The 13,044-nt window shown below is 71.8% G+C and carries 8 protein-coding genes; 5 read left to right on the top strand and 3 right to left on the bottom strand.

Annotated elements, in window-relative coordinates; all coding sequences use genetic code 11:
• Nucleotides 1-103 precede the first annotated feature (103 nt).
• Genes ACR68M_RS01090 through ACR68M_RS01070 form a run of 5 tightly spaced genes read left to right on the top strand, consistent with a single transcriptional unit; the run spans nt 104 to nt 5,850 of the window.
• Nucleotides 104-1,627, top strand: a complete 1,524-nt coding sequence (locus tag ACR68M_RS01090) for an amino acid permease (protein WP_441248457.1) — start codon at nt 104-106, stop codon at nt 1,625-1,627.
• On the top strand, nt 1,624-2,982 hold the full coding sequence (locus tag ACR68M_RS01085) for a glutamine synthetase family protein (protein WP_441248456.1): 1,359 nt from the start codon (nt 1,624-1,626) through the stop codon (nt 2,980-2,982). The genes ACR68M_RS01090 and ACR68M_RS01085 overlap by 4 nt, the downstream gene beginning before the upstream one ends.
• On the top strand, nt 2,979-3,710 hold the full coding sequence (locus tag ACR68M_RS01080; protein ID WP_441248455.1) for a gamma-glutamyl-gamma-aminobutyrate hydrolase family protein: 732 nt from the start codon (nt 2,979-2,981) through the stop codon (nt 3,708-3,710). Before ACR68M_RS01085 ends, ACR68M_RS01080 begins: the two co-directional genes overlap by 4 nt.
• Complete coding sequence (locus ACR68M_RS01075) at nt 3,707-5,077, top strand: aldehyde dehydrogenase family protein (RefSeq protein WP_441248454.1); 1,371 nt, start codon at nt 3,707-3,709, stop codon at nt 5,075-5,077. The genes ACR68M_RS01080 and ACR68M_RS01075 overlap by 4 nt, the downstream gene beginning before the upstream one ends.
• Nucleotides 5,078-5,082: 5 nt before the next feature.
• Nucleotides 5,083-5,850: a 3-oxoacyl-ACP reductase gene (locus ACR68M_RS01070; RefSeq protein ID WP_441248453.1), complete on the top strand. Its 768-nt coding sequence runs from the start codon at nt 5,083-5,085 to the stop codon at nt 5,848-5,850.
• Nucleotides 5,851-5,860: 10 nt separating this feature from the next.
• On the opposite strand, the gene thrS is transcribed toward ACR68M_RS01070, so the two are convergent.
• From thrS to ACR68M_RS01055, 3 genes are all read right to left on the bottom strand, one after another.
• Nucleotides 5,861-7,054, bottom strand: coding sequence for a threonine--tRNA ligase (gene thrS, locus ACR68M_RS01065; RefSeq protein WP_441248452.1), 1,194 nt, complete (start codon nt 7,052-7,054; stop codon nt 5,861-5,863).
• Between the two features lie 175 nt (nt 7,055-7,229).
• Nucleotides 7,230-9,326, bottom strand: coding sequence for an MMPL family transporter (locus tag ACR68M_RS01060; protein ID WP_441248451.1), 2,097 nt, complete (start codon nt 9,324-9,326; stop codon nt 7,230-7,232).
• A gap of 12 nt (nt 9,327-9,338) precedes the next feature.
• The gene (locus tag ACR68M_RS01055; RefSeq protein WP_441248450.1) at nt 9,339-13,007 is read right to left on the bottom strand and encodes a SpoIIE family protein phosphatase; all 3,669 of its coding nucleotides are present in this window, start codon (nt 13,005-13,007) and stop codon (nt 9,339-9,341) included.
• Nucleotides 13,008-13,044: the final 37 nt, after the last annotated feature.

The raw sequence follows: 13,044 nt of genomic DNA, 5'->3' as shown, positions 1-13,044 counted from the left end.
GGAAACATGCACACCACGTCAATGGTCTGGTTTCGGTCCATTGATCGCCACAGTGTCGTGGGCGCACGTTTCGGACTCCCCCACCGAACCCTCAGGGGCGCGCATGTCTTCCGTTCAGACCACTTCCGACTCCGACGAACAACGGCTCCGCGAACTCGGCTACACCCAGGAGCTGGCCCGCTCCATGTCGGGTTTCTCGAACTTCGCCGTCTCCTTCTCGATCGTCTCCATCCTCTCCGGCTGCCTGACGCTGTACGGCTTCGGCATGGCCACCGGCGGGCCCGCCCTGATCACCTGGGGCTGGCCTGTCGTCGGCGCGATGACGCTCTGCGTCGCGCTGGCGATGGCCGAGATCTGCTCCGCCTACCCCACGGCGGGCGGGTTGTACTACTGGGCCGCCAAGTTGGCGCCCTCCCACGGGCCCGCGTGGGCCTGGTTCACGGGCTACTTCAACTTCATGGGCCAGGTCGCGGTGACCGCCGGCGTCGACTTCGGCGCCGCGTTCTTCACCAACGCCTTCCTGGAGATGCAGTGGGGCATCGCGGCGACCCCGGCCCACACGGTCGAGATCTTCGCGGTCATCCTGCTGCTGCACGGGCTGCTCAACACCCGTGGCGTGAAGCTCGTCTCGCTCCTCAACAACGTCAGCGTCTGGTGGCACGTCGCGGGCGTGGCCGTCATCGTCGGGGCGCTCGCCCTGCTGCCGTCCCACCACGCCTCCGCCTCCTTCGTGTTCACCAAGTTCGTCAACAACACCGGCTTCCACAGCTCGTTCTACGTCGCCCTGCTGGGCCTGCTGCTCGCGCAGTACACCCTCACCGGCTACGACGCCTCCGCCCACATGACGGAGGAGACCCAGGACGCGGCCCGCTCCGGGCCCAAGGGCATCGTCAACTCCGTGCTGGTGTCGCTGGTCGCGGGCTGGATCCTGCTGCTGGGCATCACCTTCGCGATCCAGGACTACGACGGCGCGCTCGCCAGCTCGACCGGGGTGCCGCCTGCGCAGATCTTCCTGGACGCCATCGGTCCGACCGGCGCGAAGCTGCTCCTGCTGATCGTGATCGGCGCCCAGTTCTTCTGCGGGATGGCCTCCGTCACCGCCAACTCCCGTATGATCTACGCCTTCTCGCGGGACGGCGCACTGCCCGGCTCCCGCCTCTGGCACCGGATCAACCCGCGCACCCAGACCCCCACCAGCGCCGTCTGGCTGGCCACCGGCGGGGCCTTCCTGCTCGGCGCCCAGGACCTCTGGAACGCCACCGCCTACGCCGCCGTCACCTCCGTCTCGGTGATCGGGCTCTACATCGCCTACGTCATACCGGTGTTCCTGCGACTCCGTCAGGGTGACGCCTTCCAGCGCGGCCCGTGGCACCTGGGCCGTTGGAGCAAGGCGATCGGTACCGTGGCGGTGCTCTGGACCGTCGTGATCACCGTGCTCTTCATGCTCCCCACCGTCAGCCCCATCACCGCACTCAGCTTCAACTACACACCCGTCGCGGTCGCCGCCGTGCTCGGCTCCGCCGGATTGTGGTGGCTGGTCTCGGCCCGGCACTGGTTCACCGGGCCGAAGGTCCAGAGCCTCGTGGAGACCACCGACGACCGGCCGAGCGAACTGGAGAACCGATGAGCAGCCCCCAACTGACCCTGGAAGACCTGCGCGTCCTCGTCGCCGGAGGTGAGATCGACACCGTCGTGCTCGCCATGACCGACATGCAGGGCCGCCTCCAGGGCAAGCGGATCGCCGCCGGCTTCTTCCTCTCCGACGTCGTGCCGCACGCGGCCGAGGGCTGCGGCTACCTGCTCGCCGTCGACATCGACATGAACACCGTGGACGGGTACGAGAGTTCGTCCTGGGAGACGGGCTACGGCGACTTCGTCCTCAAGCCCGACCTCGGCACCCTGCGCCGGGTGCCCTGGCACCCCGCCACCGTGATGGTGCAGTGCGACGTGGAGAACCACGACGGCACCCCCGTCGACGTCTCGCCCCGGCAGATCCTGCGCCGCCAGCTGGACCGGCTGGCCGCCCACGGCTGGCACGCGTACGCGGGCACCGAGCTGGAGTTCATCGTCTTCCGGGACAGCTACGAGCAGGCCTGGGACAAGGACTACCGCCAGCTCACGCCCGTCAACCAGTACAACGTCGACTACTCCATCCTCGGCACCTCCCGGATCGAACCGCTGCTGCGCCGCCTGCGCAACGAGATGACGGGTGCCGGGCTGACCGTCGAGTCGGCGAAGGGCGAGTGCAACCTCGGGCAGCACGAGATCGCCTTCAAGTACGGCCCCGCACTGGTCACCTGTGACGACCACTCGGTCTACAAGACCGGCGCCAAGGAGATCGCCTCGCAGGAGGGCGTCAGCCTCACCTTCATGGCGAAGTTCAACGAGCGCGAGGGCAACTCCTGCCACATCCACCTGAGCCTGCGCGACGACAGCGGCGTCTCGGTGATGGCCGGTGACGGCCCGCACGGCTTCTCCAAGGTAATGGAGCACTTCCTCGCCGGGCAGCTCGCCTGCCTCGCGGACTTCTCGCTGCTGCTGGCCCCGACCGTCAACTCCTACAAGCGGTACGCACCGGGCAGCTTCGCGCCGACTGCGATCGCCTGGGGCCGCGACAACCGCACCTGCGCGCTGCGCGTGGTCGGCCACGGGCCCTCGCTGCGCTTCGAGAACCGGGTGCCCGGTGGCGACGTCAACCCCTACCTCGCGGTCGCCGCGCTGATCGCCGCCGGTCTGCACGGCGTCGAGCAACAGCTCACCCTGGAGCCCGAGTTCACCGGCAACGCGTACGCCTCGGACGCCCCCCGGGTGCCGTCCACGCTGCGCGACGCGGTGGCGGCGTTCGAGGCCAGCAAGGTCGCGTCCGCCGCCTTCGGCGAGGACGTCGTCCGCCACTACACGCACGCCGGCCGGGTCGAACTCACCGCCTTCGAGACGGCGGTGACCGACTGGGAGCGGCGCCGCGGATTCGAGCGGCTGTGACCGAGCGGCCGCTGGTGGGGATCACCAGCTACCTGGAGGAGGCATCCTGGGGCGTCTGGCAGCAGAACGCCGCCGTCCTGCACGGGAGTTACCTCGACGCCGTGACGCGGGCGGGCGGCATCCCCGTCGTCCTGCCGCCGCACGGCAGAGGCGCCGGGCGGCTGCTGGCGCGGCTCGACGCCCTCGTCCTGGCGGGCGGCGCCGACATCGCCCCCGACCGGTACGGCGAGCCCGCCCACCCGCGCACCGGCAAGCCCCAACCAGTGCGTGATGCCTGGGAGTTCGAGCTGCTGGCCGGGGCGCTGGAGCGCGACCTGCCGGTGCTCGGCATCTGCCGCGGCATGCAGCTGCTCAACATCGCGCTCGGCGGCTCGCTCGTCCAGCACCTGCCCGAGCGGACCGGCGACGAGAGCCACCAGATCGCCTCCGCCGTCTACCACCGCCGGCCCGTGACGACCGGCGCGGGCAGCCGGATCGCCGAGCTGCTCGGCCCGGCCGCCGAGGTCCCCTGCTACCACCACCAGGCCGTCGGCAGGCTCGGCAACGGCCTCGAAGCGGCCGCCTGGGCCGCCGATGGCGTGATCGAGGCCGTCGAACTGCCCGGCCACCGCTTCGTGCTGGGCGTCCAGTGGCACCCGGAGGCCGACCCGGCCGACACCCGGCTCTTCGACGCCCTCGTCGAGGCCGGCACCGATACCGAGACCGGAGTGAAGGAGAGTCACCGATGACCAGCCCCGACCTCTTCGAGGTGGTCAACCCGGCCACCGAGGAGGTGATCGAGACGGTCGCGATGGCCGGTCTCGCCGAGACCGACGCCGCGATCGCCCGCGCCAAGGCCGCGTTCGACGGCTGGCGCCGGGTCGCGCCCGCCGACCGCGCCCGGCTGCTGCGCGCCTTCGCCGCCGCCGTGGACGCCGACCGCGAGCACCTGGCCCAGCTGGAGGTCACCAACGCGGGCCACACGGTGGGCAACGCCCGCTGGGAGGCCGGCAACGCCCGCGACGTCATCGAGTACTACGCCGCCGCGCCCGAGCGGCTGTTCGGGCGGCAGATCCCCGTCGCAGGGGGACTGGACGTCACCTTCCAGGAGCCGCTCGGCGTCGTCGGCATCATCGTGCCGTGGAACTTCCCGATGCCCATCGCCGCCTGGGGCTTCGCCCCCGCGCTGGCAGCAGGCAACACCGTCGTCCTCAAGCCCGCCGAGCTGACCCCGCTCACCGCGCTGCGGCTCGCCGAGCTCGCCCTCCAGGCAGGCATCCCGGCGGACGTCTTCCAGGTGCTGCCCGGTCGTGGCCCGGTGGTGGGGGAGCGCTTCGTCACCCACCCGGACGTCCGCAAGGTGGTCTTCACCGGCTCCACCGCCGTCGGCAAGTCCGTCGCCAGGGGCTGCGCCGAGCAGGTCAAGGCGGTGACGCTGGAGCTGGGCGGCAAGAGCGCCAACATCGTCTTCGCCGACTCCGACCTCGCCAAGGCCGCCGCCACCGCACCGTACGCCGTCTTCGACAACGCCGGGCAGGACTGCTGCGCCCGTTCGCGCATCCTGGTCGAACAGACCGTCTACGACGAGTTCCTGGCACTGCTGGAGCCGGCCGTGCTCGGCGTCCGGGTGGGCGACCCGCGCGACGAGAAGACCGAGATGGGCCCGCTGATCTCGGCCGCCCAGCGCGCCCGGGTGGCCGGCTACGTCCCCGACGACTCGTCGATCATCGTGCAGGGCCGTACTCCCGAAGGGCCGGGCTTCTGGTACCCGCCGACGGTACTGGCCGTCGGTCCGGCCTCGCCGGCCTTCACCGAGGAGATCTTCGGCCCGGTCGTCGCCGTCGTCCCCTTCCGGGACGAGGCGGACGCGCTGCGGATCGCCAACTCCACCGAGTACGGCCTCTCCGGCTCGATCTGGACCCGGGACGTCGGCCGGGCGCTGCGGATGGCACGCGGGGTGGAGGCGGGCAACCTCTCCGTCAACTCGCACTCCTCCGTGCGCTACTCCACCCCCTTCGGCGGGTTCAAGCAGTCCGGCCTCGGCCGGGAGCTCGGGCCGGACGCCCTGAACGCCTTCACCGAAACCAAGAACGTCTTCATCTCGACCGAGGAGTGACCACCATGACCAACCGTCTCGAAGGCCGCGTGGCCGTCATCACCGGCGCCGGCAGCGGCATCGGCCTCGCCACCGCCCGCCGTTTCGCCGCCGAGGGTGCGAAGGTCGTCTGCGTCGACCTCGACGAGGCCTCCGGCAAGGCCGCCGCGCTCGAGGTCGGCGGCCTCTTCATCCAGGCCGACGTCACCGACGAGGACGCCGTCCGCGCGATGTACGAGACCGCCGTCGCGGAGTACGGCAGCCTCGACATCACCTTCAACAACGCCGGGATCTCGCCGCCCGACGACGACTCCATCCTCACCACCGGCCTGGACGCCTGGAAGCGCGTCCAGGAGGTCAACCTCACCAGCGTCTACCTCTGCTGCAAGTACGCCATCCCGCACATGCAGCGCCAGGGCAAGGGCTCGATCATCAACACCGCGTCCTTCGTCGCGGTGATGGGCGCGGCGACCTCGCAGATCTCCTACAGCGCCTCCAAGGGCGGCGTGCTGGCGATGTCCCGCGAGCTGGGCGTGCAGTTCGCCCGCGAGGGCATCCGCGTCAACGCCCTCTGCCCCGGCCCGGTGAACACCCCCCTGCTCCAGGAGCTGTTCGCCAAGGACCCGGAGCGCGCCGCCCGCCGCCTGGTCCACATCCCCCTCGGCCGGTTCGCCGAGCCGACCGAGATCGCCGCCGCCGTCGCCTTCCTGGCGAGCGACGACTCCTCCTTCATGACCGCCAACACCTTCCTCGTCGACGGCGGCATCTCGGGGGCGTACGTCACCCCGCAGTAGGCCCGGCTGCTCAGACGCCCGCCTCGTCCAGGATCTGTGCCAACGCCGCCTCCACCGGCAGGGGTTCGAGCCGGCGGCCGTCCCGCAGGCGCAGCGCGAGCTGCCCGGTGGCCGCCTCCCGGGGGCCGATGACCGCCTGGTAGGGGGCGAGCCGGGCGGCCCGGACCCGGGCACCGAGGGTGCCCTGGTCGGGGCCGGCGAGCTCGGCCCGCAGGCCCAGGTCGAGGCAGCGGCGGACGAGCTGCCCGGCGGCGGGCAGCTCCTCCTCGGAGACCGGGAGGGCCACCACCTGGACGGGGGCCAGCCAGCTGGGGAAGGCGCCGCCGTGCTGCTCGATCAGGTGGGCGACGGCGCGTTCCACGCTGCCGATGATGCTGCGGTGGATCATCACCGGGCGGTGCCTGGCGCCGTCCGGGCCGATGTAGTGCAGGTCGAAGCGCTCCGGCTGGTGGAAGTCGATCTGCACGGTCGAGAGGGTCGACTCGCGGCCCGCACTGTCGGCGATCTGCACGTCGATCTTCGGCCCGTAGAAGGCGGCCTCGCCCTCGGCCTCCTCGTACGGCACGCCCAAGCCGTCCAGCACCTCCCGCAGCAGGGCGCTGGAACGCTCCCACAGCCCCGGGTCGGCGATGTACTTGCCACCCGGCCCCGGCAGCGAGAGCCGGTACCGGGCGCCCCGGATGCCGAGCGCCCGGTACGCCCGGCCGATCAGCTCCAGGGCGCCCCGGGCCTCCTCGGCGACCTGCTCGGGGGTGCAGAAGATGTGGGCGTCGTTGAGCTGGATCGCCCGCACCCTGGTCAGCCCGCCCAGTACACCGGACAGCTCCGAGCGGTACATGCCGCCCAACTCGGCGAGCCGCAGCGGCAGTTCGCGGTAGCTGTGCGGGCGGGAGCGGTACATCACGGCATGGTGCGGGCACAGGCTCGGCCGCAGCACGAACTGCTCGCCGCCCAGCTCCATCGCCGGGAACATGTCCTCGCTGTAGTGCTGCCAGTGGCCCGAGATCTCGTACAGCTCGCGCTTGCCGAGCACCGGCGAGTACACGTGCCGGTAGCCGGCCCGGCGCTCCTCGCGCAGCACGTACTGCTCCAGGCTGTGCCGCACGGCGGCCCCGGCGGGCAGCCAGTACGGCAGGCCGGAGCCGATCAGCGGGTCGGTGTCGAACAGGTCCAGCTCGCGGCCGAGCTTGCGGTGGTCGTGCATGGCGGTCTCCTCACGAGGGGGAGGGCGAGTGACCGCACGGCGAAGCCCCGGGGCACTCGCCCCGGGGCTTCGGACAACAGCTGTCAGCGCGCCGGGACACTCCTCGGCGTCGTCGTCATCGCAGCTGCAAGCCTCATGCTTTCGACGTTAGCAGAGCACCGTGCCCGGACGGCACTCATTTCCGTGACAGCGCGTGCGGCCACCACATCCGCCGGTCCAGATCCATCGTCAGCGCCGTGACCAGCACCGAACGGACCACCAGCGTGTCCAGCAGCACGCCGAGCGCCACCGCGAAGCCGATCTCGGCGAAGCCCACCACCGGGAGGGTGCCCAGCACACCGAAGGTGCTGGCCAGGATCAGCCCGGCGGAGGTGATCACACCGCCGGTGGCGGCCAGCCCGGCCACCGCGCCCGCACGGGTGCCCCGGTGCTGCGCCTCCTCCCGGACGCGCGTCATCAGGAAGATGTTGTAGTCGATGCCGAGCGCGACCAGGAAGACGAAGACGAACAGCGGGAAGGCGTTGTCCTCGCCCTCGAAGTGGAACACGTGCGTGAAGAAGAACGCGCTGATGCCGAGCGCCGCCGCGTAGCTGAGCACCACGGTGGCGATCAGCACCAGCGGCGCCACGATCGCCCGCAGCAGCCCAGCCAGGATCACCATCACCACGACCAGCACCACCGGGATGATCGCCCGGTTGTCGTGGCTCGCCGCCCGCTGGATGTCCAGGACGACCGCCGTGTTGCCGCCGACCTTCGCGTCCGCGCCCGGCACGGCGTGCACGGCGGCCCGGACGCGGTCGACCGTCGCCTTGGCCTGGCTGCTGTCCGGCGGGTCGGTCAGCGTCGCCTGGAAGAAGGCCGTGCCCTTGCTGACCAGCGGTGGCGTGGTGTCCGCGACACCGGGCGTGCTCGCTGCCGTCTGCCGGACGGTCGCGGCGGACCCGGCGGTGCTGAGGATCGACAGCGGTGATCCGGTGCCGGCCGGGAAGTGCTCCGCCAGCACCTGCTGGCCGGTCACCGAGTCGGGGGTGCCAGTGAACGTCCCGGCCGTGCTCAGGCCGTTGGCGTTCAGCGAGATCAGCCCGAGGCAGCAGGCCGCCAGCGCCAGGCCGGTGCCGATCCAGACCTTGCGCGGCCGCCGCCCGATCCAGCCGCCGATCCGGGCCCAACGGCCGCTCGCCGTCGGCTCCGGCGTGCCGAAGGCCGGGCGCACGGGCCAGAACACCCACCGCCCGCAGATCACCAGCAGCGCGGGCAGCAGCGTGACCATCGCCAGCAGCGCGACCAGCACCCCGATCGCGCAGACCGGGCCGAGACCCCGGGTCGAGTTCATCTCGGCGATCAACAGGCAGAGCATCGAGAGGACCACCGTCGCCGAACTCGCCCCGATCGCGGGCCCGGCGCGGTGCAGGGCGAAGGCCATCGCCTCGTGCCGGTCCTCGTGCCGGCGCAGCTCCTCCCGGTAGCGGGCCGTCAGCAGCAGGGCGTAGTCGGTGCCGGCGCCGAGCACCAGCACGATCAGGATGCCCGCACTCTGCGCGTTCACCGTCAGCCCGGCGTGCTTGGCTAGCAGGTAGATCAGCGCCTCGGCGCCCGTCAGCGCGGTGCCCGCGCAGAGCAGCGGAAGGATCCAAAGGACGGGCGAACGATATGTGAGGAGAAGCAGGACCACCACCACGCCCACCGTCGCGACCAGCAGCGTGCCGTCGATGCCCGCGAAGGCAGCCGCCTGGTCGGCGCCCACCCCGGCGGGGCCGGTGACGTGCGTCGCCATGCCCTGGTTGTCGGTGGCGGCCGTCGCGCGCAGGCTGTCCACGGCCGGGCGGAGGTCGTTCCAGCCGCCGGTGCCGATGTCGACCGGCACGATGGTCTGCAGCGCCTTCCCGTCGGCGGAGGGCACCGGGCCGATCACCCGGCCGAGCACGTGCGGGGCGCCGGCGAAGGCGGTCGCGTCCTGCGCCGCCTTGACGCGGTCGACCGCCGTGATCCCGGTGTCGCGCTCGTACACCACCACCGCCTGGGCCAGGTCGACGGGTTGGAAGGCCCGCTGCTCCTTCAGCACCTGCGTCGACTCGGCGCTGCCGGGCAGCCAGCTGGAGGCCTGGTTGTCCTCCGCCCCCATCAGCTTGCCCGCCAGCGGCCCGGCCACGGCGACCAGCACCAGCCAGAGCAGGAGCACCACCCACTTGCTGCGCCGTCCGCAGGGGAGGGCGGCGAGTCGACGGGCGGGTCGGGCCGGAGTGGGCGGGGTCGGAGCGGGTCGGGTGTCCATGGTGGTACTGCCTTAGGGAGGTGGGCCGGGGTGCCACGCGCCGCCGGGCGGGATCTCCAGCTCGTACCAGACCACCTTGCCTTCGGTGGTGCTGCGGCTGCCCCAGCGGTGGGCCAGTTCGTTGACGAGGTGCATGCCGCGCCCGCCCTCGTCCGAATCCGCCGCGCGGCGCAGCATCGGCGGGTGGCTGTCGATGTCGGCGACCTCGACCGTCAGCAGGCGGTTGCGGAAGATGCGCAGTTCGGTGGGGGCCCCGGCGTGTGTCAGGGCGTTGGTGATCAGCTCGCTGGTGAGCAGCTCGGCCAGGTCGCTGAGCGTGCCCAGCTCCCAGCCGGCCAGCGTGTCGCGGGTGAACCGGCGGGCGTGCCCGACCATCGCGAGATCCCCGGCCAGCGGCAGAACGGCCAGCCGGTACGTGTCGACGGGGCGCACGTGCGCCATGATCACGGCGATGTCGTCCTGCCCGCTGTGCGCGTCGAGGGCGGCGAGCACGGCGTCGCAGGTCTGCTCCAGGGTCGGCTGCCGGTCGGCGACGGTGCGGCGCAGCACCTCCAGGCCCTCGTCGAGGTCCTGGCCGCGCCGCTCGACCAGCCCGTCGGTGTAGAGCACCAGGATGCCGTCGTCGGGCAGCGAGAACCGGACGCTCTCGAACGGCACCCCGCCGATGCCGAGCGGCGCCCCGGTCGGGAGCTCCAGCAGTTCGGCTGCGCCGTCCGGAGTGCCGACGACCGGCGGCAGGTGCCCGGCGGAGCAGGCGGTGCAGCTGCGGTCGAGCGGGTCGTAGACGACACAGACACAGGTCGCGAACTGTCCCTCGCCGACGGCCGAGGCGGCCTCGTCGAGCCGCCGCATCACCCGCGCCGGGTCCATGTCCATGGTGATCAACGTCCGGGCCACGGTGCGGAGTTGTCCCATAGTCGCGGCCGCCCGGATGCCGTGGCCCATCACGTCGCCGACGATCAGCGCGACCCGCCCGCCGGAGAGCGGGACGACGTCGAACCAGTCACCGCCGACCTCGCTGACCACACTGCTCGGCAGGTACCGGTACGCGATCTCCATGCCCAGCGAGCGGTGCACCTCCTGTGGCAGCAGACTGCGCTGGAGCGTCAGCGCGGTGTCCCGCTCGCGCCGGTACAGCCGGGCGTTGTCGATGCAGACCGCCGCCCGCGCCGCCAGCTCCTCCGCCATCGCCACGTCCGCCGGGCCGAACGGCTCCGGGTTCGCCGTCCGGATGAACTCCGCGCCGCCGAGCACCACACCCCGGGCCAGCAGCGGCACCATCAGGTACGAGTGCACGCCCGCCGCCAGGCTGGGCTCGACCCGGTCCGGCGAGGCGACGATCCGGTGCAGCGCGGCCTCGTCCACCTCGGCGACCAGGATCGACCGCCCGGACCGCAGGCTCTCCGCGTACAGCTTCGCCGACCGGGTCGCCTCGCCGACCGCGTCCGCCGCGCCGGCCATCGTCGCGGAGTCACCGATCTCGCCGACGGCCACCGCCCGCATCAACGCCCGGCCGTCGGGCGGCACGGGGGCGGGATCGTCGCCCTCCAGCACGGCCTCCAGCAGGTCGACGGTGACGAAGTCGGCGAATCTCGGGATCACCGTCTCCACCAACTCCTGTGCGGTGCGCTGCAGATCGAGGGTGGTACCGATCCGGGTGCTGGCCTCGTTGAGCAGGGCCAGCCGCTGCTGGGCGGCGTGCGCCTCCTCCAGCGCGAGCTGCCGCTGCCGGGCCGCGTCCCGCTCCCGCGTGTAGAGCAGCGCGTTGTCGATCGACACCGCCGCGCGGGCCGCCAACTCACCGGCCAGCGACAAGTCCTCCTCGGTGTAGACCTGCTCGGTGACATTGCGGAAGAACGCCGCCACGCCCACCGTCGAACCCCGGGCGATCAGCGGCACCACCATCATCGAGCGAACCCCGTCACGCTCGATGGCCGCCGCCCGCTCCGGGTCGTCGGCGAACCAGGTCATCCCGGACTGGTCCAACCTCGGTACCAGCAACGGCCGTCGGTGAGCCAGCGCCCAGGCGTACGGCGTGGACGGGTGGAAGCGGTGCACGCTGCCGACCGGCGCCACCGGCTGCATCGCGGAGGCGGGCGAGGTGTGGAAGGCCATCCGGCGCAGCAGCGCGGAGCGGTCGGCCCGGTCCGGCGGCGGGGAGGTCTCGCCCTGCACCAGCGAGTCGAGCACTTCCACCACCACCATGTCCGCCAGCCGGGGCGTCGAGATCTGCGCCAACTCCCGGGCGGTCTGGGCCAGATCGAGTGTCGTACCGATGCTCGCCGAGGCCGAGTTGACCAGTGACAGCCGCTCCTGCGCCGCCTTCGCCTCGCGCAGCGCCTGCGCCCTGGTCAACACGATCTCGTGCTGGCGCTGGTAGAGCCGGGCGTTGTCGATCGCGACCGCCGCCCGGGAGACCAGCTCGTCGCCGATCGTCAGATCCGCCTCCAGGAAGGACTCCCGCTCCCCGCGCCGGGAGTACACCACCATGCCGAGCACCGACCCCCGGGCGACCAGTGGCGCTATCCGCACCGAGCGCGAGCGCCTGCCCCGGTAGGCGCGCATCCGCTCCTCCGGTATCCCCGGGCCCAGCAGCGGCAGCTCCCAGGAACGCGCCACCAGGCTGCGGCCCGAGGCCATCGCCTCGGCGTAGGCGGACTCCGGCGGTATCCGGTACACCGCCTCCGTCGGCAGATGCTCCACCGGGTACTCCGGGTCGACGGTCGAGAGCGCCAGACGCCGCACCCAGCGATCGCCCGAGGCGTCGTCCGGCTTGCCGGAGACCAGCCGCTCCAGCACGTACACCCCGCTCACGTCGCACAGCCGCGGCACCATCGCCTCGGCCAACTCCGTTGCCGTGCGCCGCAGATCGAGCGTCGTGCCGATCGACGCGGTGGCGTCCACCAACAGCGAGAGCCGCTCGGTGGCGCGGGCCGCCCGGGATTCCGCCCGGTAGTGCTCCGTGACGTCCACGATGGTCGAACTCACGCCCAGCACCTCGCCGTTGGGCTGGTCCAGCCGGAAGTACGAGGCCGACCAGGCACGGTCGTTGTCCGGATCGCCGGGAGTGCGGCCGTGCGAGCGGGTGTCGATCACCGCCCGGCCGGTCGCCAGCACCTGCCGCATCACCGACTCCACCTCGGTGGCGTTGATCCCCGGCAGGATCTCCGTCACCCGCCGCCCGAGGTGCTCCTCCACCGCCATCCCGTTCACCGCCGCCAGCGCGTCGTTCAGCCGGACGAACCGCAGCTGCGGGTCGTAGACGGCCATCCCGACCGGCGACTGCGTGAAGAACCCGTCCAGCACCGTGAGGTCCGCCTGCAGCTCGCGCAGCGCCGTCACGTCCGAGGCCACCGCCAGCACCAGCGGCCGCCCGTCCGGGCCCGCGATCGGATGCGTACGGAACTCCAGGTTCACGTGGTGCCCCGCCCGGTGCAGCACCGGGAACACCCCCGACCAGGCCTTCCCGCTCACGATCCCCTCGAACAGCCCGAGCACCTGCGACCGCTGCTCCTCGGTCACCAGGATCTGCGCCGCGAACGCGCCGACGGCCTCCTCGGCGCTGTACCCCAGCAGGGCTTCGGCGTCGGTGCTCCAGTGCAGGATGCGGCCGTCCCCGTCGATCAGCGCGGTGGCGATCGGCACCATCAGCAAGCCCTGCTGCTGCTCGTCGGTCTGCATCACGCAACCGCCCGGGGGTCGGAACTAAGCCTTGTCA

The organism is Kitasatospora sp. McL0602 (genome assembly GCF_052076145.1).
Classification (GTDB): domain Bacteria; phylum Actinomycetota; class Actinomycetes; order Streptomycetales; family Streptomycetaceae; genus Kitasatospora.
The sequence above is the reverse complement of the archived record's forward strand: the minus strand, read 5'-3'. Positions and strand labels throughout refer to the sequence as shown.